This is a genomic window from Pseudomonas putida, from assembly GCF_003228315.1.
GTDB classification, from domain to species: domain Bacteria; phylum Pseudomonadota; class Gammaproteobacteria; order Pseudomonadales; family Pseudomonadaceae; genus Aquipseudomonas; species Aquipseudomonas putida_S.
Genome location: NZ_CP029693.1, coordinates 1,088,908 through 1,113,790 on the forward strand (window position 1 = coordinate 1,088,908; position 24,883 = coordinate 1,113,790).

Below are 24,883 nucleotides of genomic sequence, written 5' to 3' on the forward strand. Positions count from 1 at the left end.
CTGGTTTAATTTCCAAGCATGTGTGCCCGCCCCAAAAATATCTTGTAAAAAACGCCCCGACACTCCCTATACACGGCCTGTGACGCCAATATCCAGCCCACTGGAGTTTGACTCTCACCCCAGTCTGATCAAAGCTGACACTCTTTTGCGATTGCCCAAGCCTTCGGATTCTGCATGCCCAATTCCCGCCGCTACCTGCTTATCAGCCTCTGCGCCCTGTTTCTCGTTGGCCTTGCCTGGTTTTTCCTGCATAACTCGGCCCCGGTAGTGCCCGAGGCGATCAAGCGTGGTTACAGCGAAGCCCTGACGGCGGCGCGCAACGGGCAACCGGGGGCTGCGCGGGTGCTGTACCAGCAGTTGGCGCGCCCGGACATTTCGCCCAAGCGTCGCGTCTGGCTGCATGCCGAGCTGCCCAATTACCCTAGCTCCGTGGCCCTGAAGCTGGCTGACGCGGATTTGCAGCACGAGGCACCTGAAGTTCGCATTGCGGCAATCAAGAGCATCAGCGGCCTGGTGCCCAGCGGCAAACGCAGCCTGTTGCTGGGGCCGTTGCTCGATGACAGCGATCAGAATGTGCGGCTGGCGGCAGTCAATGCACTTCTGGGACTGTCGCCAGACGATCTGGGCCTGTATTTCGGCCCACTGGAACAGGCCATCGATGCCTGGCAGCAAGTCCTGAAAAGCGCCCCTGAAAGCGCCGACAATCACTATCAGATGGCACGCCTGCATTTGCACAATGCCGAATTGAAAGAGGCGCAGCAGGAACTCGATAAAACCTTGCAACTGGCGCCGGACAACCTGCCGGCGCTGGTAATGCAGATCGAGGTGCTGGACCGCCAGGGTCAAAGCGAAGCCGCCCGGGATTTGCTGGCCAGACAACTGAAGGCGCAGCCTGATTCCGCCTATTTGCAACATGCCCTGGGGCTCTGGTTGCTGCATCACGGGCAAAACGAATTCGCCCTGCTCGGCCTGTCCAAGGCCGTGGAACTGGAGCCGGACAACAAGGATTATCGCTATGACCTGGCCACCACCCTGCACGGTGAACAGGAACTTGAGGCGGCACAGAAGCAGTTGCAGGAAATCGTCCAGCGCCACCCCAACGATCGCAAGGCGCGGGTACTGCTGATCAACTACTGGAAGGAAAGCGGGCAATTGCAGAACGTGCAGATTCTGCTGGCACAGCTTGAGCAGCAGAATCCTGACGATCCGGCCCTTCAACAGGGGCTCTAAAAACTGTAGGAGCGAGCCTGCTCGCGATGGTCGTGAACGATAACGCGGGAAACCTGATGCCCCGCGGCGTCCATGAGCGCATCGCGAGCAGGCTCGCTCCTACAGGTCGGTAGACACATCCGGTACAAAAGTTTGAACGCTCATCTCGACCAAAGGTCAAGTGAACAGGCAGCCCATTCACGGCCCAAGCGCCTGCTGCCTCGTTCCCCTGATCAAGAGAGGGCATTTTTTGTCTACATCCAACGAGTTCATCAGCGCAAAAGCCGCCACCGGGATTGAAGGCCTGGATGACATTCTCGATGGCGGGCTGTCTCGCAGCCATGTGTTCCTGCTCGAAGGTGAACCGGGCACCGGCAAGACCACGGTGGCACTTCATTTCCTTCTGGCGGGCGCCAAAGCGGGCGAACGCTGTTTGTACATCACCCTGTCGGAAACCGAGCGCGAGTTGCGTCAGGGGGCCAGGTCCCACGGGTGGGAGATTTCCGATAACGTCCATATCTTCGAGCTGACGCCGCCGGAGAACCTGCTCAATGCCGAGCACCAGCAGACGCTGCTGTATTCGTCAGACCTCGAGTTGGGCGAGGCCACCCGACAGATCTTCGAAGTGGTCGAACGGGTCAAGCCGACCCGTGTCGTCCTGGACAGCCTGTCCGAAATCCGATTGCTCGCGCAAAGCTCCCTGCGTTACCGCCGGCAGATTCTTGCGATCAAGCACTACTTCGTACGTTACGACGCCACGGTGCTGCTGCTGGACGACCTGACCACCGAATCCCTCGACAAGACTGTACACAGCGTGGCCCACGGGGTGATTCGCCTGGAGGAACTGACGCCCAACTACGGCGCCGAGCGGCGGCGTATCCGGGTGGTGAAGTACCGGGGCCAGAAATATCGGGGTGGCTTCCATGACTTCACCATCATGGGCGATGGCGTGCATGTCTTCCCGCGTCTGGTGGCCGCCGAGCATCGGGGCGCCTATCTGCGACAGCAGCTGACCAGCGGCATCCCGGAAATGGACGCGCTGCTGGGTGGCGGCATCGAGACCGGTTCCAGCACCCTGATTCTGGGACCTGCCGGTACCGGAAAATCCCTGATTTCGATGATCTTCGCTGTCGCTGCGGTGAGTCGGGGTGAAAAAGCGGCCTTGTTTATATTCGATGAAGAGCTGGGTTTGCTGTTCGAACGCATGAAACACCTGGGTATCGATCTGCAGGCCCTGCAGGACACCGGCAACCTGCTGATCGAACAAGTGGATGCCGCCGAACTGTCCCCGGGCGAGTTCTCCCACCGGGTACGGCGCTGCGTGGATGGCGGCGATATCAAGACCGTGGTGATCGACAGTATCAATGGCTATCAGGCCGCCATGCCCGAGGAAAACGCCCTGGTGCTGCACATGCACGAATTGCTGCTGTACCTGAACCGCAAGGGCGCGGCGACCTTCATGACGGTGGCCCAGCATGGTCTGGTGGGTGACATGCAGGCCCCGGTGGACATCACCTATCTGGCCGACACCGTCATCCTGCTGCGTTACTTCGAAGCGCTGGGCAAAGTCCGCCGGGCCATTTCCATCATCAAGAAACGCACCGGTACTCACGAGTCGACCATCCGCGAATACCGGATCAACTCTCAGGGCATCACCATCGGTGAACCTCTGGAAGCTTTCCAGGGCGTACTGCGCGGAGTGCCGACCTACCTGGGTGCGAGCCTGCCCCTGCTCGCGGATGACCGTCCGTGATGGTGCAGAAAGGGACCTCCGAGCGCGCGATCATCCTCGCGCCACTGGGCCGCGACAGCCAGATCGCGCTGATGCTGCTGAACGAGGCAGGCTTCGATGGGGTCATCAGCCGCGATGTTCGGGCAATGTGCAACGAACTGGAGCAAGGCGCCGGATTGTTGCTGGTGTCCTCCGAAGCATTGCTTGGGCAGGATCTCGAACCGCTGTTCAAACACATCGAACAGCAACCGGCGTGGTCCGACCTGCCCATCGTGTTGCTGACACACCATGGCGGCCCCGAGCACGACCCGACCTCACGATTCGGGCCGCAACTGGGCAACGTCACCTTCCTTGAACGTCCATTTCATCCGATCACCCTGATCAGTCTGGTGACCACCGCTTTGCGCGGGCGCCGACGACAATACGAAGCCAGGGACCGGCTGATCGATCTGAGTCAGAGCGAGCAGCGCCTGCAAATCACCCTGGAAACCCTGGAACAGCAGGTGGAAGAGCGCACCGCCCAGCTGCGTCACAACGAGGAGGTGCTTCGCCAGTCGCAGAAGATGGAGGCGGTCGGCCAACTCACCGGCGGTATCGCCCACGACTTCAACAACATGTTGACCGGGATCATCGGCAGCCTGGAGTTGTTGCGTCGGCGTCTGGCCCGCGGGCGTCTGGAAGATCTGGAGAGCCTGATCGATCTCGGCGTCACCTCCGCCAACCGCGCGGCGGGCCTGACCCACCGCTTGCTGGCGTTCTCGCGTCGCCAGTCCCTCGACTCACAACCGGTGGAAATGAACAACCTGGTGGTGTCCATGGGAGAGTTGCTGCAGCGCAGCATCAACGAAAGCATTCACCTGGACATGCAACTGAGCGAGAGTCTGTGGGTGGCCGAGGCCGACCCCAATCAACTGGAAAGCGCCCTGCTCAACCTGGTGATCAACGCCCGCGACGCCATGCCCGATGGCGGCAAGCTGGTGGTGAAGACCTCGAACCTGTACCTGGATGCAGATTTCACCCAACCCCACAAAAATCTCGAGCCCGGCGATTACGTGGTGCTCAGCGTCACCGATAGTGGCTGTGGCATACCGCAAACCACGATCAACCGCGTCTTCGATCCGTTCTTCACCACCAAACCCATCGGCCAGGGCACCGGCCTTGGTTTGTCGATGATCTACGGCTTCACCAAACAATCGCGCGGGCATGTCGCCATCGAGAGCGAAGTGGGACAAGGCACCACGGTCAGCCTGTACCTGCCGCGTTTCGGCGGCGAACTGCCGGACGCTCAACCGGCGGACAACCCACACCCGCTGTTTGCCCGCAACGGAGAAACGGTGCTGATCGTCGAAGATGACCCTGCAGTGCGGGTGTTGGTCTGCACGGTGTTGAGCGAACTGGGCTATGCCTTTGTCGAAGCTGGCGATGCCGACAGCGCGATGCCGATTCTCGACTCGCCGCAACGCATCGACCTGATGATCAGCGACGTCGGCCTGCCAGGCCTGAACGGCCGGCAACTGGCGGAAATCGGCCGGCAATACCGGCCGGAATTGAAAGTGTTGTTCATCACCGGCTACGCCGAACATGCGGCGGTGCGTGCCGGTTTCCTGGATTCGGGGATGCAGATGATTACCAAGCCGTTCACCTTCGACCTGCTGACGGCGAAGGTTCGGGAGATGGTGCGGGCTTGAGTTCCCCGATACCTCTTAACCTCTTACCTGTAGGAGCAAAGCTTGCTCGCGATGGCGTCGGCACATCCGGAATTGATGCTGGCTGACTTTACGCCATCGCGAGCAAGGGTTGCTCCTACAGGGGGGGCGATGTGTCTTACGACAGCAAGTCCTGCATGATGTCCTGCAACACATCCAGGTCGAACGGTTTTTCCAGGATCGGTGCCTTGAGGGTGATCGGGCTGCCGGTTTCGCGGATTTCCTTGGCATAACCACTGATGAAAATCACCTTGAGGTCCGGTCGCAGCTTGACCGCGGGCTCGGCGATCTGCACGCCGGAGATGCCGCCGGGCAGGCGGTAGTCGGTGATCAGCATGTCCAGGTGGGGTTTGCTGGCGAGGATTTCGAAGGCCTGCTCGCCGTTTTCTGCCTGTAGCACACGATACCCCTGCCCCGACAGATAATCGGTCAGCACCATCAGGATTACCGGCTCGTCCTCGACGACGAGTACTACATCTTGTGCATCTTCACTCATGGGAAGCCTTTGTTCGTTCAATAGCTGCTGATACGACCCCGGGGTCGCTCAGAGGTTGCGTTTTTCCGGCTGTTTTCCTACAGCGGCAGACAAACGCGAAACAGGGCGCCTTCGCCAATCCGGCTTTCGACGGTTATGGTGCCGCCATGGGCGGTCACGATCTGTTCGGAAATAAACAATCCCAGGCCCAGTCCGGCGACGGCGTGTTTAACCGACACCCGCTCGAACTGCTGGAAAATCCGTTGCTGGTTCTCTTCACTGATGCCGATCCCGAAGTCCCGCACTTCCACCCGGGCCTCGCCGTCCTCACTGTACACCTTCACCTGGATCGGGCTCTTGGCACCGTAGCGCAAGGCGTTGGTCAGCAGGTTGGAAATCACCTGTTCAATGCGAAATTCATCCCAGTTGCCGATCACCGGTTGCCCGGCCTCCAGGGAAACCGTCGCTTCGGCAGCCTCGATCTGCTGGGCGAAATTTTGCAGCAATGCGCGCACCAGCACCGTCAGGTCGAAACAACTGGGGCGAATCGACAGCTTGCCGGTGCGAATGCGCGACACATCGAGCATGTCTTCGATCAGGCGAATCAGGCTTTTGATCTGCCGCTCGTCGCGGTCGACCATGGTGCGCATCTTGTCGAGGGTGAACGCGGCGGCGTTATCCCGGGCCAGGTGCATCTTGCGCAGCTGGGTTTCCAGGATCAGGCCATTGAGCGGTGTGCGTACTTCGTGGGCGACGATGGACATGAAGTCATCGCGCATGCGCACCGCCTGCTGCAACTCAATCTGCGTGCTCTGCAACTGCAGCAGCAGCGCCTCCTGCTCGCGGCGGCTCTGCTCCAGCGCTTCGACCTGTTGCTTCATGGCCTTGCTCTGTCGGTACAGTTCGACGAACACGTTGACCTTGCTCTTGACCGCATGAATGTCCAGCGGCTTGTGCAGGAAATCCACCGCGCCGCTTTCATAGCCTTTGAACGCGTAGTTGAGCTCACGGCCCGCGGCGCTGACGAACACGATCGGAATGCTGCGGGTCTTTTCCGTGCCGCGCATCAGCTCGGCCAGTTCGAAACCGTTCATGCCGGGCATCTGCACGTCGAGGATGGCCAGGGCGAATTCGTGTTGCAGCAGCAGCGACAAGGCCTCGTCGGCCGACTGCGCCTTATAGACGATGCGGTCTTCGCGCTTGATCAGCGCCTCGAGTGCCAACAGATTCTCCGGCAGATCGTCGACGATCAGCAGTTTGGCCTGGATATTACTTAACATGCGATTCGTTCCAGCTCGACAAGCAGACGGCCGATGCCGCGGATGGGGAGAATGTGGTCGGGCTGATGAATATCCAGCGCCGCCCGGGGCATGGTCGCGACCTGGGCTTCATTCGGGTCCTGCACGATGGTCAGCCCGCCATGGCGTTTGACCTGCGCCAGACCGTGGGCGCCGTCACGATTGGCGCCGGTCAGCAGCACGGCCGCCAGGGCCGGGCCGTAAGCGTCGGCGGCCGACTCGAACAGGTAGTCGATGGCAGGCCTTGAGAAGTGCACCCGCTCCTCCAGGCTGAGGGAAAAGCTGCGGTCCAGTTCAACCGACAGGTGATAACCGGGTGCCGCGAAATACAGGGTGCCGGCTTCAATCGCGATTTTGTCGCCAGCCTCGCGCACCGGCAGGGCAACACGCCTTGCGAAGACATCGGTCAACTGACTGCGGCGCTCGTTGGGCAAGTGCAGAACGACGATGATCGGCAGCGCAAAGCCTTCGCGCAGCTCGCCGAGAATACTCAGCAGCGCCTCCACGCCCCCGGCCGAGGCGCCGATCACAATGGCTTCTATGGCGGGTGAACCCGTAACACCGTTCATGATTTGCGGTAGATCCGTTCTTGTTTGACCAACGGCTCGAACTGGTTGCCGAAGGCGGAAAAATCCGGGGTTTCCTTGCTGCCCAGCACCAGGAAACCACGGTGACACAGGGACTCATGAAATAAGCCGAACGCGCGATCCTGAAGATTTTTATTGAAGTAAATCAATACGTTACGACACGAAATTAATTGAGTTTCGGAGAATACGCTATCGGTTGCCAGGCTGTGATCGGCGAAGGTCACGTTCTCGCACAGCGACTTGTCGAAGATCGCGTAGCCGTAAGCCGCCGTGTAGTAATCGGCGAACGAACGCTGGCCACCGGCCTGCTGGTAATTAGCAGTGTAGGCGCGGACATTCTCCATCGAGAAAATCCCTTGTTTGGCTTTCTCCAGCGAGCGCGGATTGATGTCGGTGGCGTAGATGATGGTGCGATCGAGCAGGCCCTCTTCGCGCAACAGAATGGCCATCGAATAGACCTCTTCACCGGTGCTGCAACCGGCGACCCAGACCTTGATTGACGGATAGGTCTTGAGCAGCGGCACCACTTCGTTGCGGATCGCCAGGAAGTGCGACGGATCGCGGAACATCTCACTGACCGGAATCGTCAGCAACTGCAGCAACTGCATGAACGCGGCCGGATCATGCAGAACCTTTTCCTGAAGCGCCGAAATGGTGCCGCACTCGAACTGGCTCAACGCGTGGGTCACCCGGCGCTTGATCGATGCGCCGGAATAATCGCGAAAGTCATAGCTGTACTTGAGGTAGATCGCCTCGATCAGCAAGCGCAATTCGATTTCGCTGTTTCGCCCCCCTGGATACTGGTGTTCCACTTAAATACGTTCCATTTTCGGTAACCACACACGGATGAGAGAAAACAGCCGGTCCAGGTCGATGGGCTTGGCCAGGTAATCGTTGGCGCCGGCCTGCAGGCAGCGCTCCTGATCGTCTTTCATGGCCTTGGCCGTCACCGCAATGATCGGCAGCTTGCGCCAGCGCGAGTCCTTGCGGATTTCCAGGGTGGCCTCGTAGCCGTCCATTTCCGGCATCATCACGTCCATCAACACCAGGTCGATATCCTCGACTTCCTTCAATCGATCGATCGCCTCGCGACCGTTACGGCCAATCACCACCACCGCGCCCTTTTGCTCCAGCGCACTGGTCAGGGCAAAGATGTTGCGTACATCGTCGTCCACCAGCAGCACCTTGCGGCCCTCGAAGACCTTGTCGCGGCTGCGGGCGGTCTTGAGCATCTTCTGTCTTTCATGGGACAGCCGGGATTCGACTTTGTGCAGAAAGAGTGTCACCTCATCCAGCAAGCGCTCCGGCGAGCGCGCGCCCTTGATAATGATCGAGCGCGAATACTTGCGCAGTTCGGCCTCTTCGTCGCGCGTCAGGTTGCGTCCGGTATAGACGATGACCGGCGGGAACGAGCAGATGTCCTCGGTGGACATGCGTTTGAGCAGATCGCCACCGAGCATGTCCGGTAGCTTGAGGTCGATGATCATGCAGTCGAAACTGGTGGTGCGCAGCAGATCCAGCGCCTCCTGGGCGTAGCCGACAGCGGTGATCTCGATGTCATCGTCGCCGATCAGCCGGGAAATGCTGTCGCGCTGCAAATCATCGTCCTCCACCAGCAGCACGCGCTTGACCTTCTGGGTCAGTTTCGCCTCCAGGCGCACAAACACATCCTTGAGCTCTTCACGGGTGGTCGGCTTGAGGGCGTAACCGATGGCGCCCATGTGCATCGCCGCTTCCACCCGATCCTCCACCGAAATCACATGCACCGGAATGTGCCGGGTTTCGGCGTGTTCCTTCAGGCGCTGCAACACGGTCAGCCCGGAATGGTCCGGCAGGCGCATGTCCAGCAGGATGGCATCGGGAACGAACTGCCGGGCCAGGTCGTAGCCTTCGTCGGCGCCATGGGCCACCAGGCACTGATAACCCAGTTCGTGAGCCAGGTCATACAGGATGTGAGCGAAGTTCGGTTCGTCTTCCACCACCAGAATGCAGCGGGTGGTGAACGGTGCTTTGCTGCGGTCGTCGTCGAAACGCGGAATGTCGATGTCGGCGATCAGTGGCTTGGCCTGAGGAGGTGCAACGTTGGGTGCGGACTGGGTCGAGGACGTCCGCAGCGGCTCGATAACGTCTTCTCCCGGCTCAACGTAGCTCTGCGGCAATACCAGTGTGAACACACTGCCCTGCCCCGGCGCACTGGAGACACTGATGGAGCCGCCAAGCAAGGCTGCAAGGTCGCGGGAAATCGACAGGCCCAATCCCGTACCGCCATAGCGGCGATTGGTGGTGCCGTCGGCCTGGCGGAACGCTTCGAAAATGCTTTCCTGTTGCTCGTCGGCAATGCCGATACCGGAATCGCGGACGATGAATGCAATGCCCTGATTCGGCGCGCTGGCCACGCTCAGGCTGACACTGCCCTGCTCGGTGAATTTCACCGCGTTGGATAACAGGTTCTTGATCACCTGCTCCAGGCGCTGGCGATCGGTAAAAATCATGTCCGGCGCCCCCTCCTGCAACTCCACACGGAATTGCAGTTGCTTGTCCGTCGCCAAGGGCTGGAACATGCCACGCAAGCCGTCCACCAGGCGCTCCAAGCTCGTGCTCTCCGGACGGATCTCCAGCTTGCCGGCCTCGACCTTGGAGATATCGAGGATGTCGTTGATCAGGTTCAGCAGGTCGTTGCCGGCGGAGTAGATCGATTCGGCAAACTGCACCTGCTCGGCACTGAGATTTTCCTGCGGGTTTTCCGCGAGCAACTTGGCCAGGATCAGCGAGCTGTTCAACGGCGTGCGCAGTTCGTGGGACATGTTGGCCAGGAACTCGGACTTGTACTTGCTCGAGCGCTGCAACTCTTCGGCGCGCTCTTCGAGCTGGGCCTGGGCCTGATTGAGTTCGGTGTTTTTCAGGTCCATGGCGTCGCGCTGCTCGGCCAGAACCTCGGCCTGTTCGGCGAGTTGCTCGTTGGTCTGTTCCAGCTCGACCTGCTGGGTTTCCAGATGCGCCTGGGATTCCTTGAGAATCCGCGACTGCTCTTCGAGTTCTTCGTTGGCGGTCTTCAGCTCTTCCTGCTGGACCTGCAACTCTTCGTTGAGCTGCTGGGTTTCGGCCAGCACTTCCTGCAGGCGCTGGCGATAGCGCGCGGCTTCGATGGAAGTGCCAATGCTGCCGGCAATCAATTCCAGCAGTTCGATGTCACGGTCGTCCAGAGCACGCAGGAAACCCAGTTCGATCACGCCGTTGACCCGATCATCGTCACTGGTTGGCACGACCAGCACGCTGCGCGGCAAGCCTTCGCCCAAGCCGGAGCTGACTTTGAAATAGTCGCCGGGTACTTCATCGAGGCGAATCAGCCGCGCCTGCTGCGCTACCTGCCCGACGATGCCTTCGTCGCTGTAGATCTGTTGCTCGCGTTCTTCCTGCTCGCGGGACATGCCATACGCCGCCACGCGCTTGAGGCCACCGTGCTCCTCTCGAACATAAAGGGCCGCCACGGCGCTACCCAGGTACTGCGCGCAAAACTGAAGAATGTTGCGCCCGAGCAGGTTCAGCGACAGTTGCCCCAGCATTTGTTCAGCCAGTTCGGTCTGGCCGTTGCGCAGCCAGGCCTGGCGCTCCAGTCGATTGGCACTGGCCTGCTGCTTGGCCAGATTGGCGCCGTACTGTTGCGAAAGGTTGATCAGATCACGGCGACCCACATAGGCCAGCAAGCCGCTGATCACCGCGATGAACAACAGATAAAGGCCAATGCTCCAGACGGTCGTACGGCGCACTTCCTCGTTGCGCGTGGCGCGCAGCTGTTGCTCCATGTCGATGACATCTTCGAACTGCTTGCGGATTTCGTCGGTCAGGCGCTTGCCCTTGCCAGCCCGGACGGCGCTGCGGTAATCACCGCTGGATCGCTGCAGATCGATCATGGTCTTCGCGTAATCGGCCCACTCCTGCTGCAGCGACTGCAAGCGGTGCAGACGATCGGTCTGAGCGGGATTATCGGCGGTCAATTCGAGCAGGGTCTTGAGCACCACCTCAATGCGTGGCTTGGCAGTTTCGTAGGGTTCGAGAAATTTCTCATCGCTACTGAGCAGAAAACCGCGCATCCCGGTTTCCAGATCGACCGTCAACTTGACCGCCTCATTGGCGTTATTGATCACCCGGTCCGTGTGCTCGACCCACTGGATCGTCGACAGCAGATAAGTAATGAGCGACACGAAAAAAACCGCGCTGATGACGCCAACGCCCAAGGGCAGACTGATGTTGCGGCTCAGGAGTTTACGGAATCGCTGCTCATCAACCGAAGACACAGTGGTCATAGTCAGGCCTTGTTGAACGGGTGAAAAACAAGGAGTTTGCCCCAAAACGGGCAAATGGATCCATTTTTCTCACGTACCTATGGGCAAAGTCCTACATTGGACTGCTCTCGTGGTGAAGGAGCGGTTATCCTCACCACTATTCTTTTTATAGCGCGTAGGGAACTTGTCGGGAGCCGCCACTTACTCATGCAATAGGGTCGGCGATTTCGATTGACCGACGACTGCCCAACTAATTTGAGAAAGCTCACCATGTCTGCTACCGCCCCCACCATCCTAGTCGTTGAAGACGATGCCATCGTGCGCATGCTGATTGTCGATGTGCTCGATGAACTGGAGTTCAATGTGCTGGAGGCCGACGGCAGTGAGCAGGCCCTGCACATTCTCAAGGACGTCAATCAGCACATCGACCTGATGATGACCGATGTCGGCCTGCCGATCATGGATGGCCGGGAACTGGCCAACGAAGCACGTTGCCTGCGCCCGACGCTGCCAATCCTGTTTGCCAGCGGCTATGCCGAAAGCATCGAGGTGCCGCAGGGTATGTATCTGATCGGAAAGCCGTTCTCCATCGATCAGTTGCGGGACAAGGTCAAAAGCATCATTGGTTGATATTTCCATCAGGTTTCGTGCCTTGAGGCTACTTATCGTGACCGGTTGATACCTGCCTGAATGCGCTGAAGCGTTCGGGCATTTTTCCGTCCCGCGCTTCGATAAGGCCTTTCATGCAACCCACCAACGTCTCTGCAGCCCCTCCATTCCCCGCTTTTATTCCCGCCCTCACTAACACACCATCGACGTCCAGGTTATCCGACTGTTATGTCCGCAAATCTCCCGCCAGTGACATAAGGTGGTCACCCCATGCCTACGGGCAAAAGCTATCCGCGCCGGATTCAAAACTGCCGATACCCTGCCCTGTCTTCAGCGGGGAAAACTGGAAAGCCAATTTTCTTTCGGATGGTATGAAAAAGGACGGGCCGTTTGATCAAGGCTCACTGGAAGAAGCCTGGTCGTCAATCCAGGAACGCTTGCGAACGGCAGCCTTTACAGAAGAAGACTTCGTACAGTTGCTCAAATCCGGAATTCGGCAGACGGACACTTACAGAGCGTTAATCCCGCTCATCGAAAAAGCCCTCCTGCGGTTGATCAACTCTCTGGAGTGCGTCCCGGAACGATCGGCTGAGCTTGTCAAAATCATCTGCAATCTGCCCTCCAATCAATGGGCGAATGCCTTGGCTGAAGACGTCAAATTGCCCTCCGGTCACCTATTTGGATTTATCCAGCAGCAAGTAATGCTCTCAAGCGCGCTGCAAAGGCAAATGATCGAGGCTGGCGAGCTGCTCGACGATGCCCCGTGGAGAGCGGTTCGGGAACTCACTGATAGCGTGCGCGCTTACGTTCCGACCGATATTGAAGGGCCGGTCAACGACTACTTGCGCCAACTTGAAGATTGCAGCCGTATCAGGCCGTCGCCCAAGGAGGCCCAAATTCTGGTGGCCGGGCTTGTTGAGGCGCTCAAGGAAACACCGCTGGACCTGAACCTGTTCTGGCCGCAAAGCCTGGTCTTTGCAGCCCAAAAACTCAGCAATCACCTGGCGGCAATCGAGATCGTCGATAACCGTCCGAACCTCAGCTGGCTGGAGGAAATTGTTGACCCTCAAGCCCTGCAGGCATCGCTTGCGAAAGTCGCGACACCGATGAACGCAGCGCTCACCCAACTGGGTTCCATGTCCCTCAAGGACGCTGCAGAAAGTTTGATCAGCAGCGCCAACAACGTACTCATGAAGGCCGCTCACTACTTGGTTTCTGACGTCGACTCTGTACGCGCTTGCGAGCAACAGGTTGACAGTACGCCTGAGGGTTCAGCGCTGTTGTCGGCCATGCAGGAGATTGAAAAGAAATCGAGTTTCCTTGAAGACGTCGTTCCCACCGGGCCTCGCTATACCGGAGGAATCAGCGGAAAAATGCTCTACGCCCTCAATGTGCTGGATACAGTCGGGGTACTGGGTATTGCGGAAAAAATCCGGCCGCATCTACCTGCTGTACCGACGCCAGTACCTGTGACCACTGCGCCAGTAGCGCCTCGCCCCCTTCCTCTCTCGGGTGCTGAGCTGCTGGCAAAAGCAACGCAAACGGAAAAAGAAATCCACGATTTCCTTGCGTCCCTTCCTTCCACATCAGTAACCGGCGAAAACCCTGAGATCGGCGCCAGCCCGCTGCCTCCACCAACCCGCTCACTCGCGTCTTCGACAATTGGTGGACTCGACTTTGAGCAAGTGGTGCAGGCGATTGGCGATGTCTTAAGCAAAATCGACGACGCACTGACCTTCCCATCGGCTTCGGCCGATGAATTTGAGGAGCTATTGCAGGAACGGGAAGAAACGTCGAATGCCGCCGAAGCGCTGAGTCAGTTTGAGCCCGTCGGACCTTTGCTGGTAACTGCGACTACATCGTGGGAACTGATTAAACAACAATTCAACAGCATGCTTTTGCGAGTTTCCACTGCCCTCGCCCCCTACTCCCTCGGTGCAGCTTCTACCGCCCTGCAACTGATCAGGGACAATCCCGGAGCCAGTGTCACAGCCGCGTTCGTCACCCTCTCGGCACTGCACAACGAATATCGCCAATCCCTTCAGGACCCGACGGCTCCCGGTACTGCACTCCCACCCGAAAGCCCGGCATTGCACCAGGAGCGAATGGAGGACGACATAGAGCAAATCCTGGGACAGCCCGTGGCGGTGGGTAAGCCTGGCCTTACCCAGACGATTCTAAAACTCATGTACCAGTCCACGGAGCATGACGTGCTCGACGATGAGCAACTGATCGCAGACGTTGCCCTGGAACTGCAACAACCCAGCCCACAAGATCCGGCAAAAACCTACCTTGATTTGATCCACGAGGCACAAGCAGCGGAGCATGCCGGGCACGCTGAGCCGATATCGAACACGCATCATGTCCGCAAACGCGATACTGCGGCCGTTGAGTCAAGCGTTGTGCCACTCACGCTCTCGCAAGACGTTGAACCAACGCCCGAGGTCGAAGACAGCGAATCGGAGAAACTGGCGGCCCTCACTCAATACCTCAACATCATGGTTGAGCTGCAAAGTCCTGCAGCCGACGCTGACGAAGAGATCGACAACGAACCCTCGGAGTCTGCGACCGATACGGCGAAACAGGTGATCAGCCTGCTGCGCCACAGGCGCGCCGCGATCTGGACCGATGCTTCACGGGACGATGGTGATAAGCAGTTGGTCGACCGTTATGCCAGTGCGTTGACGAACTATGCCGACGACAAGGTCAGTTACAGTGCAGCGACTGTCGCAGTCCCTATGCATTCAACCTTTGGCCAGTGTTGGCTGAACCTTGTCAACGCCTTCAAAAATCCGTTTTTTTATGAGTGGGCCCAGCAAGCAAACCTTGACCTCGCCACCGTGAAAATCCATACGGCAGATAGCACGTTGACCGCTAAGGTCAAAGGCGTGGTCAAGACATTCACCCTGAATGACGATAGTGGCTGGGCCAATGTCGCCGGGCCGCTGTTAAGGACTGCTGGCGTCGTTGATCCAACCTACATTGGCGTGGCCTATCCGGCTGGTTCTTCGGTTCCTCTTGCCCTGGTCAACGGCTTCCACGGCGAACGCTCAACACCATCGCGGACTGAGGCACGTCAACGCGCGCAGGAATTGGCTACCGAGCAGGCTTTTGCCCACATCGAGCCCGACGACCCGGTCAGACCGCAGGAATCGAGATCCGAAGCACAGGTTGAAAAGCAACGACAACGCCTGGGGGACCTCTACACCCATCACGCCCTGATAACGACGCTGTCCGGACTTATCCGCGACAAAGCCGAGGGTACTTCCGTAGATCTCAATGCCGGAACATTAGGCCCCCACAAGGACTCGTTGTTTGCCATCAAACACCCGCAGGAAGCCCGGCGCATGGTCACCGCGCATCGCTTCATCAGCGCCATGGGCTGGAAAGTACCGAAGACCGTGGGAGAGGTTCTAAATGCAATCAAAGTCTTATCATTCGCTTTGCCCGAGAGCGATGAAAGAGCTGATTACAGGGGCGCCCTGGGTTTTGAGAGGCCGCTGACACCCGCTCATATACAAACGATCCGGCAAACTGTTCAGCGCCTCGATAAACCGGTAGCCGGAGGTTTGCTCAATACGTTCTTGCAATCCGCATCGGTTACTAGCCCCGCCGCAGGACTGAACGTTGCCCTCAACAGCGATAAAGCCATTCAACTGGGCAAGATGCTTGAGTCGAATCTCAACGCCATCTCCACCCGTAACTCTGCTGTCGAATGGGTCATGGCGGCCCTGTTGCTCGACCTCGATCCCACGCCCGGACTACCGCGCAACCATGTCGCCGGTTTTAACCTCACGCAATCGGCCAATTGGGGAGCCAGGCCTTCGACAGTCATCAGCCGACTCGAAGCTCATCTGATAGCCGGTGGCAAAGTGTCCGCCAGCAGCGCGCCTGTCGCCGCCTACCACTTGTTGTCCGCTTTCGCGCCGGAATTTCTGGTGCGCGATATGCCCGACAACCTGGTCTGCGGCAGCCACACGTGGACAAGCTTCAGGATCGCGGTCGCCCGAATCGAACAGCTCGATCCAGGGGCCGCCAAGAGGATGACTTTCGAGCAGGTCATGAACTATGGCGGTACGGACCCCATTACCGTCGGCCAGGAAATAGCCGCGCAATCGGCCTCGGTCGATCCGCTGATCGACTGGGCCATTGCCAATGGGGTCCTCGTGGCGAATGCCACCGACACGTACACACCAACCCAGTTGAACATCGCCCGGGAGAAATTCAACAGCGTCAGAACGCAAATGGCCGACGCGCGAGATGCTTTGACAGCGGACGTACCGACAAGGGAAGGACTTGCCCTGGCCGAGCTGGAGCGGGTGTTCGGCAAGGGGCGTCCGTATGCTGACCTTTGCCTTCGTCGTAAAAATATCCCCCATAACATACAAGCGTCGATGTACTCGATGCTGGACCTCTTTATTACCGGGCAGCTGAGCGCCGGAACATGGAGCTCTTACAACGACCAGATCCCTATCAAAGAATTTGAAAAAGACTTCAAAAAACTAAAATCGGCCGAATCACTCTTCAAGGAATCCTTTACTGCTTACTTTGACAATCTGCGCGGTGGCTCTGAGTCGGTATTCAAATATCTGACTTCTCAACTGCCACTGGAAGACCGACTAAGCCTGGAATATGGAACTCAGAAATTTTATTCGGTGCGTAGCGCGATCAATGAGGATATAAGCGCTCAAACGCAAGAAAAAATAGAAGCGCACAAAGGCCGTCACGGTATTTTGATACGATCAGAGCATCAACAAGGAGTCACTTACTATGAGGTATTTCCGAGCTCAGTTGAAATCCGGAAGAATACAGACCTTCCGCTGCACCTGAAATTGAACGGCGAAGAAAAAAGCTTTGTAAATCCGAAAGATCCGATCAGAAATATAAAAAAGCAATGCGCAACGCCACAGCCCATTGATTGGTCGGCGTACAGCGAAGGCAAAGCGCCGCGCAGCGGCATCACATCTGACGTCATCATCGAAGAAATAAAACCCGTCACCCAACAGGCCACGTTCTATAAACCCGGATACAACTTCGACAGAGTGCCTGATCCTTTTTCTTCAGGCTCACGGTTTGACTACCTGGCCAAAGTCGTCGTTGATGAACATTTCGTGGTCGGGCGAGAGAAGCTGGAAAACCTGGCCCGAGGTTCGACGAATTCGGAGAACGAAAAACAATTCAGGACCCGGTTATTGGACTTCTTCGCCAGCCTGGTCCCGTTCAAATCCTGTATCGACAACATCAACCAGGGCAACGTCGGTGGGGCTGTATTTGACTGCCTGCTGGATGCGGCGGGGTTCGTCATACCGGGCGGCGCAGCAGCCGGCCAAGCCATCAAGGTGGCAAGAACCGCAGGCAAATTCGTTCCAAAGGCCATGAAGATGACCTGGATCATGACCAGTAGCCTCGTCTCATCCGCCAACCCGCTGGATGGCGTGGGTGACGTGCTCAAGTTCGGGAAAAACGTGGTGTGCAAGTTGGGCACCACGGCATATCGAGCTGCTGGTCTGGGTATTGATCAGATCAAGAATCTATATGGCACCACCAAAGCCATTGATCATACGCAACTGCTCAAACGCGCGGATATTGCAGGAGGTGTTGTCAGCACAGGGACAGCAGGCCTGACCAACCCGGTAACGGCATTGTTCAAGGAAGGGAAATGGTATGCATTTGACGCAGTCCGCAATCGGCCGTATGGCCCGCCCCTTGATAATTTCAGGCCAGCCAGTTCGATCCCGCTGGAGCCCACGACATTCAGCGACGGGGCGACCGCGATAACGCCGTCGCAGTTGTTCGATACCGAACCTCACACGATTCAACGCTTATCCGGCGAAGTTGATGTTGTCGTTGGCGATAAGGTCTATCGATTCAATCCTGAACAACCGCAAACACTTGCTGACATAGCGTCGCCACCCTACTCAGGAAATCTTGAAGGTTTCGAGTGGGTTTGCAGCAGAGGGGGCAAGTCCAGGAGGGGGCTGACCTGTCTATCAAAATTCATAGGTGACACCACACCCGAAAAAAATCTGGCGCAAGCGCTTGAGCACAAACGTCTTTACCCGTCAAAGGGCTCAGATCCTCAAGTCATACATGAACGACGAATATTCAAGCTCGATGGAGTCAAGGGGGAAGCGAAAGCTGCACCATTTATTGAACCTCTGCATTTCAAAGCCCAAACGACAGGCAGCGTCATCAACGATCAGAGTTTCGGTTTCCTTGCCAGGCAAACCGACGATAAAATTGAGAAGGCCACCTGTACTGTAAGAATCAATTCCATTGTCAATGGCGTTGATGACATGCGCGATGTAAGAGCTTTCAAAGTGGATATTCCGGGATGGATTTGGGGCAAGCATGAATATTTGGTTGCGGAGGTGGACACAGGACTTTTCTATTACTGCGCTTACGATAAAAACAAAATCGACAACATCCAATTCATGAAAATTGACTTTTCAGAGGACGGTCTTGCGGCGGATTTAATACAGGGCTTTCACAAACTCAAGGACCCATTCCTGATGGCTGCAGTCGGGACACCCAATCGGCCATTTTTCGCGTTACCAACCCTGGATAAACTTTATAAAACTCTAGAAGACCAGAAAGGTTTCACGCTGGATCAAATTGTCGATCTGAAAAGGAAAGTCGAGCTGCTCCCGGAGATTCGCCAGCGTGAATTCCTTATCAACGTCTGGCATCAAAATAACGTTCTGGATGTAGAGGTCTATATTCCACAAATAAAAATCGGCATTGCCCCAAAACCGCCCGGTTTTGATCGACAGCCGAAATATAGCCAGAACCGCTTTTATGCAGAGCGCGCCAGTGAACAAGTAAGTGCACAGATAGAGGCCACAGGGCTAGGCCCCTTCAACCAACAACTACCACATGACGCCATGGACGTTCAGAGAGCGGAACTCACTAAACCCGTTGTTTTGTGGGAATATTCTCGGGGCAGTAAACCAAACTATGCAGAAACAATCTTGAAGACGGGTGCAGGAAACTGCGATCAGATGGCTTACACCAGCGCTGCGGTGATCATCGAGAACGGAGGGGATGCAAGTCTCTGGAGAATGGAAGGCGCACATACTTTTACAGTTGTCGGGATTCCACTTGGAACTCATCACTCAACCTTGGATTTCAGTGATCAGATGTATGACAACGCATGGATCGTTGACGTATGGGCAGATATCACCTGCCCGGCCTCCCAGTACATGGAAAAACTCAAGGATCAAATGGCCAAATGGAGTCGCGATGGGAGACAGATCATAGCTACCGACTGGAAGGCCAATCCTCCGGTTGTCCGATGGATGGACCCGATGGATGAGGCCTGGATCAAAAAAGTCATCGACGGGCCAAAAGAAACGGCCACGAAAAAAAGCCCCTGAATCATTCCCGACTTGACGCGTCCCGCCAGGGGGGCGTCAACCTATGTGTTTCGCTCAATCCCGATCAAACCACCCCGCCGCCCGCAGCACCTGTGATTTAATTGCCTCCTGCTCGCTTAGCCCTGCCCGCCCCAAGGAAAAACCCCGATGAACTCTCCCCGCGCAACCAAAGTCCTGATCATTGGTTACGTCTGGCCCGAGCCCCGCTCCTCCGCCGCCGGCGGGCACATGATGCAAATCCTCGAGAGTTTTCTGGAGCAAGGATGGGACATCACCTTCAGCAGCCCGGCCCGCAGTGGTGAACATCGTGCAGACCTCGGCGCGCTGGGCATTAATGAAGTGCCCATCGAATTGAACGACAGCAGCTTCGACACCTTCATCCGCGATCTGGCCCCGGATGTGGTGTTGTACGACCGCTTCATGATGGAAGAGCAGTTCGGCTGGCGCGTGGAAAAGCACTGCCCCGATGCGCTGCGTGTGCTCGAGACTGTCGATCTGCAAAGCCTGCGCGATGCCCGGCATCAGCGACTCAAGCAACGCTTGAAGGCCAGTGATGACGCCGATGACTTCAGCGAACTGTTCGCACCGGCGTTGCGCGAAGAGTTCGAGTTCATGGCCGATACCGATGTGGCCCAGCGGGAGATCGCGGCGATTTATCGTTGCGACTTGAACCTGATGGTCTCCGACGTGGAAATCGAATTGCTGGTCGAGCAATTCAGTGTGCCACGCGACCTGCTGCACTGGTGCCCCCTGATGGTCGATCTGCCGACCGGCGTTCCGGTTCCGTTCGAGGAGCGTGCGCACTTTCTGCACATCGGCAACTTTCGCCATGCGCCCAACTGGGATGCGGTGCTCTGGTTGAAAACCACTATCTGGCCGTTGATCCGCGCGCAACTGCCGGGCGCTCAATTGCACATCTATGGCGCTTATACACCGCCCAAGGCGACCGCCCTGCACAACCCGGCGCAGGGATTTCATGTGATGAACTGGGCCGAAGACGCGCTGCAAGTCATGTCGGCGGCACGGATATGCCTGGCGCCGTTGCGTTTCGGTGCAGGCGTCAAGGGCAAAATCGTCGATGGGATGCTCTGTGGCACGCCCAATGTCACCACGCCGATTGGCGCCGAAGCCATGTATGGAGACGAGGCCTGGCCCGGCGCGATCACTCGTACAGCACGGGAGTTCGCCGACAGGGCCGTGCAGCTCCACCAGGATCAAAACCGCTGGTTGCAAGCGCAGGCCCAAGGCTTTGAACTGTTGTCCAAGCGATATCGACACAACGTACACGGGCCGGCATTGATCAGCCGGATCGAGCACTGCCTGCAAAACCTGCCCGCGATCAGACGGGACAACTTCACCGGCAGCATGCTGCGCCACCACCATCACAAGAGCACGCAGTACATGTCGCAATGGATCGAAGCGAAGAACCGTCTGTAGGAGCGAGCTTGTTCGCGATGTACGTAAAGACACCACGGGGTGTCAGGTGGTCAGCGTCATCGTTGACGTCCATCGCGAGCAGGGCTCGCTCCTACAGGGAGGCGGGCTATGGCAAGATCAGCGTGTGCGAGTGTTGTGTCCAGTTCGACGAGACCTGCGAAACCCGGCCGATTGCCGACAACGTGGCGGTCGCGCAGCAGGCCTATGAACGCTACCGACAACACGTCGCAACCCTTTGAAGAGTGAATGAATATGTATCTGGTGTGTGGCGAAGCGCTGTTCGATTTTTTCAGTGAAAACGACGCCAGCGGTTTGGCTTCGAAAGTGAATTTCAAGGCGATTGCCGGCGGCTCGCCGTTCAATGTCGCCGTGGGACTGCGCCGCCTGGGCGTGGACGCTGCGCTGTTCGCCGGCCTGTCCACCGACTATCTGGGCCGACGCTTGCTGCAAGTGTTGCTGGAGGAAGGTGTGCGCACTGACTACCTGCTGGATTTCGCCGCCCCCACGACCCTGGCGATGGTTGCGGTCGGCGCCAACGGCTCTCCGCACTACAGTTTTCGGGGCGAGGGTTGCGCGGATCGGTTGCTGGAACCAGAGCACCTGCCGGAACTGGGATCTGAAGTGCGTGGCCTGCATATCGGCTCGTTCTCGCTGGTGGTACAGCCGATTGCCGATACCTTGCTGGCGTTGGTCCGGCGAGAAAGTGGCAAGCGCCTGATCAGCCTCGATCCGAACGTGCGGCTCAATCCGCAACCGGATATCGAACTGTGGCGTTCGCGCATTGGCACGCTGGTCGAGCATGCCGATCTGATCAAGGTCAGCGATGAGGATTTGGGCCTGCTGTATCCCGGGGAGGATCCGGCGCGGGTGATCGATGGCTGGTTGCAACATCGCTGCCAGGTGGTGTTCCTGACCCGTGGGGGCGAAGGTGCGACGGTGTTCAGTCGTGCCCATGGCACCTGGTCGGTTCCGGCGCAGTCCGTGCAGATTGCCGACACCGTGGGCGCGGGTGACACCTTCCAGGCGGCGTTGATTGCCTGGTTGTCCGAACAACAGATGGATTCTGTGGAAGGTGTTCGGCAGCTCGGTCGCGGGCAGATCGATGACATGGTTCGGTTTGCGGTGCGTGCCGCTGCGCTGACCTGCGGCAAGACCGGGCCGGATTTGCCTTTTAGGCATCAGTTGGATCTTCGCTGAATGTGATGGCCCTATCGCGAGCAGGCTCGCTCCTACAGAAGGTCGGGTTGAACACAAGGTTTGTGAACGACCGGGAATCCTGTAGGAGCGAGCCTGCTCGCGATGGCAATGTTTCAGGCGCTACAGGATCGAAAAGTTGTAGCTGACGATCAACCGCGTCTCATCCACATCCCGGGCAAACTGTTCATAGTTGGTGCGGTACGTCGCATTTCGCAGCCGCAGGCTGACATCCTTGAACGTCCCACCTTGCACCACGTACTTGAGTTCGCTGTCGCGTTCCCACTCTTTACCTTCCTGATCGCTGCCCGGCACCTTGATGTGATCGCCGTTCACATAACGGGTCAGGAACGTCAGGCCATTGAGGCCGATGGCCTTGAAGTCATAGTCGTAACGCAACTGCCAGGAGCGTTCCTGCGCGGCGGCGAAGTCATTGACCTGCACGTAATTGACCAGATATGGATTGGTGCCATCCAGGTACGGCATCGAATTGTCGCCGTTCATGCGCTGCCAGCCGGCGCTGAAGGTATGGCCGCTGATGGCGTAAGCCAGCATCCCGCTCAAGGCACGGTTGTCGATGGAGCCGGCATTGGCCGCGCCGCTGTCGGCACTCTTGAGCAAACGCAGATCCGCCTTGAGCACCCCGCCACCCAGCGGCTGGTTGCCCAGCAGTCCCACGAAATGCTGACGGTAAATGTCCTCCAGTTCCGCGTAGTGATACTGCGCGGTCAACCGGTCATTGATCTTGTAGTCAAAGCCATACATGTCGAAGTGATCGGCGGTGATGTTGCAGGCATAGCGCTTGTTCTTGCAGTGCACGCGAATGTCCTGGGCATCGGTGGAATCCCGGGCGGTGTACTTGTCCAGGCGCGCGGCCATGAAGGTCAGGTCCTTGACCTCTTTTGACGTGAGCATGGCACCGTTGAACATCGTCGGCAGCAAGCGTCCGTCGTTGTATTTGAGCAACGGCACATCCGGCAACAACGCGCCGTATTTCAATACGCTTTGCGAAACACGGACCTTGGCCGTCAGCCCCAGTTTGCTGTATTCGTCCACCGAGCCGCGGGGATTGCTGCCGCTGGAGGGCAACAAGCCGCTGTTGCTGCTGTCCGGGCTGGAGTCGAGTTTGATGCCGAGCATGCCCAGCGCATCGACACCGAAACCCACCGTGCCTTCGGTGTAGCCCGATTGCAGGTTGAGAATGAAGCCCTGGGCCGATTCCTCGCGCTTGGAGGCGCCCTGTTCGTTGGAAGTGTGCCCGTCACGAAAATCGCGATTGAAATAGATCGTGCGCGATTCGAGATTTGCCTTGGTGTCATCGATAAAACCGCTGGCCTGGATCGATCCGGCAAAACCGGCGCACAGGGCTACAGCGCCAAAGCCGAATGACTGGCGCGCGGTGATCAAACTAAAGGGGGGACGCATGAGAACTCCAACAGTGCTGCATTTACGAGCGCAAATGCAGCCAGAAATAGCCTCCCACCGAACCTGAGACGGGCCGGGGAAGTAAATACGCGGGGTGAGGAGCAATGATCGCAGAGCAAGCGCTTGTGCTGGAGACGACTTTAGTAGGGTTTTCTCCGCCGGACGGTAGTGGCAAATGCGACAGGTGGCACGCTGATGGCTTAACGGATGTTTAATCGTGACCTTAAATGATCAATGGACCGCACACCTGCAGTGCTTTCTGATGCCATCGCTCTGTTGACCAGTGCGGCAGGTTCGACCCCACGTCGAACTCACCTTTGCCTGCATTGGAGAATGCCTCATGAAGTCCCCCGCCCTGTTCCTTTGCGCCGCCCTGCTCCTTACTCCGTTTGCCGCTACGGCCCAGACCGGCGACACCGATGCCTCCCCGGCCATCCCGACCTATCACTACGGTATGCCGTTGCACGTGGGCAAAGTCATCGCCCTGACCGAGCCCGACACCCTGGATTGCGAAGTGGTCACGGCAAAGATGCAGTACATCGATGATCAGACAGGTAAACCGGCGGAGCTGGCCTACAGGAAACTTTCCTACGCCTGTATCTACCAAAACTGACTGAATCGTCCGAAATAACACCTTGCAGTATTCGCGTGAGGGTTCTGACGCTATGCTCTAGCGCCACCCTCACTGCCGCAAGGATTAGCTATGCAGTATTCGTTCAGGACGTTGTCGAGTTTTACCGCCGCTTTGTGTTTGTTACTCGCGCTTGTCTGGGGCTTCGCGCCCGACCGCCTACTGGCCAGCTGGGATATCGAATACTCCCTCGCCGCCGGCCTGATCTCACGACGCTTGGCAGTACTGTTCATGGTGCTGGGCGTAATGTTTTTCATGTTGCGCAACGAAGCGCCATCCGTGACCCGTAACGCGCTGAGCAACGGTTTCATGGTCGGCTGCTGGGGGTTGGCGATTCTGGGCTTTGGTGAATGGCTCAATGGCCATGCAGGTCCCGGCATCCTGCTGGCGGTGGGCGTGGAACTGGCGCTGGGCCTGGCCTTTTTCCAGACCCGGCGCGTATCGGTGGAGCTGGAAACCGCGGGTTAAAGCGCTTTTCGCATTGCGGGGCCCTGTGCCGGCTCAAGGTAGTGTTGTTGAAGATCGGTACGCAGTTCAGCGATCAGATCGTTGATTTCCCGGCAGCCATTGAGTCGCTGGGCATTGATGCCTGTCCTCAGCAGATCCAACTGATCGGTTTCCCTATCGGCGTAGACTTTTACAGTCATGGACAAGTCAGGCGACAGCGTACATTCGCAGCGTTTGGGTAAAAAACTGCTTTCAATGATGCTGCGAAGTTCAAGGGCAGAAAGAAACATGGCGACCTTCTCCTTTGTAAGACTGCCAAACAATTTCGACACTGACTCGTTTGAAATCCCGGCCAGCTCAAGAACAGATTCAGCATAAAACATGCCCTGACAGACGCCCGGTTGTTCATCGGCAAATCAAGGTTTTATGTAACCTTTCATTAACACCTGTCGTGCAACTTGCAAGAAACGCCTA

16 protein-coding genes are annotated in these 24,883 nt (G+C 57.6%); 9 read left to right on the forward strand and 7 right to left on the reverse strand.

Annotation, left to right across the window (positions count from 1 at the left end; all coding sequences use genetic code 11):
• The first annotated feature begins 174 nt into the window (after positions 1-174).
• The 3 genes from DKY63_RS04755 (at position 175) to DKY63_RS04765 (ending at position 4,629) form a co-directional block, all read left to right on the forward strand.
• The gene (locus DKY63_RS04755) at positions 175-1,230 is read left to right on the forward strand and encodes a tetratricopeptide repeat protein (RefSeq protein ID WP_110963032.1); all 1,056 of its coding nucleotides are present in this window, start codon (positions 175-177) and stop codon (positions 1,228-1,230) included.
• A gap of 229 nt (positions 1,231-1,459) precedes the next feature.
• Complete coding sequence (locus tag DKY63_RS04760) at positions 1,460-2,962, forward strand: ATPase domain-containing protein (protein ID WP_110963033.1); 1,503 nt, start codon at positions 1,460-1,462, stop codon at positions 2,960-2,962.
• Positions 2,962-4,629, forward strand: a complete 1,668-nt coding sequence (locus tag DKY63_RS04765; protein ID WP_110963034.1) for an ATP-binding protein — start codon at positions 2,962-2,964, stop codon at positions 4,627-4,629. Before DKY63_RS04760 ends, DKY63_RS04765 begins: the two co-directional genes overlap by 1 nt.
• Before the next feature lie 136 nt (positions 4,630-4,765).
• Here DKY63_RS04765 and DKY63_RS04770 read toward each other — a convergent pair whose 3' ends face one another.
• The 5 genes from DKY63_RS04770 to DKY63_RS04790 form a co-directional block, all read right to left on the reverse strand.
• A complete protein-coding gene (locus DKY63_RS04770) occupies positions 4,766-5,143 on the reverse strand; it encodes a response regulator (RefSeq protein ID WP_110963035.1) in 378 nt (125 codons plus the stop codon).
• A gap of 77 nt (positions 5,144-5,220) precedes the next feature.
• Positions 5,221-6,402, reverse strand: coding sequence for a hybrid sensor histidine kinase/response regulator (locus DKY63_RS04775; protein ID WP_110963036.1), 1,182 nt, complete (start codon positions 6,400-6,402; stop codon positions 5,221-5,223).
• A complete protein-coding gene (locus tag DKY63_RS04780) occupies positions 6,396-6,989 on the reverse strand; it encodes a chemotaxis protein CheB (protein WP_110963037.1) in 594 nt (197 codons plus the stop codon). The genes DKY63_RS04775 and DKY63_RS04780 overlap by 7 nt, the downstream gene beginning before the upstream one ends.
• Positions 6,986-7,819, reverse strand: a complete 834-nt coding sequence (locus DKY63_RS04785; protein ID WP_110963038.1) for a CheR family methyltransferase — start codon at positions 7,817-7,819, stop codon at positions 6,986-6,988. Before DKY63_RS04785 ends, DKY63_RS04780 begins: the two co-directional genes overlap by 4 nt.
• Positions 7,820-11,311, reverse strand: a complete 3,492-nt coding sequence (locus DKY63_RS04790) for a response regulator (protein ID WP_110963039.1) — start codon at positions 11,309-11,311, stop codon at positions 7,820-7,822.
• 249 nt (positions 11,312-11,560) lie between these two features.
• Here DKY63_RS04790 and DKY63_RS04795 point away from each other — a divergent pair, with 249 nt between their 5' ends.
• The 4 genes from DKY63_RS04795 to DKY63_RS04810 all read left to right on the forward strand — a co-directional run bounded on the left by DKY63_RS04795 (position 11,561) and on the right by DKY63_RS04810 (position 21,909).
• On the forward strand, positions 11,561-11,920 hold the full coding sequence (locus tag DKY63_RS04795; protein ID WP_110963040.1) for a response regulator: 360 nt from the start codon (positions 11,561-11,563) through the stop codon (positions 11,918-11,920).
• Between the two features lie 113 nt (positions 11,921-12,033).
• Complete coding sequence (locus DKY63_RS04800; protein ID WP_162634869.1) at positions 12,034-19,275, forward strand: hypothetical protein; 7,242 nt, start codon at positions 12,034-12,036, stop codon at positions 19,273-19,275.
• Between the two features lie 147 nt (positions 19,276-19,422).
• The gene (locus tag DKY63_RS04805; protein ID WP_110963042.1) at positions 19,423-20,712 is read left to right on the forward strand and encodes a glycosyltransferase; all 1,290 of its coding nucleotides are present in this window, start codon (positions 19,423-19,425) and stop codon (positions 20,710-20,712) included.
• Between the two features lie 252 nt (positions 20,713-20,964).
• Positions 20,965-21,909 carry a carbohydrate kinase family protein gene (locus tag DKY63_RS04810; protein WP_110963043.1) on the forward strand — a complete coding sequence of 315 codons (945 nt, stop codon included), beginning with the start codon at positions 20,965-20,967 and terminating at the stop codon, positions 21,907-21,909.
• Between the two features lie 120 nt (positions 21,910-22,029).
• On the opposite strand, the gene DKY63_RS04815 is transcribed toward DKY63_RS04810, so the two are convergent.
• Positions 22,030-23,331: an OprD family porin gene (locus tag DKY63_RS04815; protein WP_110963044.1), complete on the reverse strand. Its 1,302-nt coding sequence runs from the start codon at positions 23,329-23,331 to the stop codon at positions 22,030-22,032.
• Between the two features lie 340 nt (positions 23,332-23,671).
• Between DKY63_RS04815 and DKY63_RS04820 the strand changes: the two genes are divergently transcribed.
• Together DKY63_RS04820 and DKY63_RS04825 are read left to right on the forward strand one after the other, a co-directional pair.
• On the forward strand, positions 23,672-23,944 hold the full coding sequence (locus DKY63_RS04820) for a DUF2790 domain-containing protein (RefSeq protein ID WP_110963045.1): 273 nt from the start codon (positions 23,672-23,674) through the stop codon (positions 23,942-23,944).
• A 90-nt stretch (positions 23,945-24,034) separates the two neighbouring features.
• Positions 24,035-24,430 (forward strand): hypothetical protein, encoded by a 396-nt coding sequence (locus tag DKY63_RS04825; RefSeq protein ID WP_110963046.1) that lies wholly within the window; start codon positions 24,035-24,037, stop codon positions 24,428-24,430.
• Here DKY63_RS04825 and DKY63_RS04830 read toward each other — a convergent pair.
• Positions 24,427-24,699 (reverse strand): DUF1652 domain-containing protein, encoded by a 273-nt coding sequence (locus tag DKY63_RS04830; protein ID WP_110967843.1) that lies wholly within the window; start codon positions 24,697-24,699, stop codon positions 24,427-24,429. The genes DKY63_RS04825 and DKY63_RS04830 overlap by 4 nt on opposite strands.
• Between the last annotated feature and the right edge of the window lie 184 nt (positions 24,700-24,883).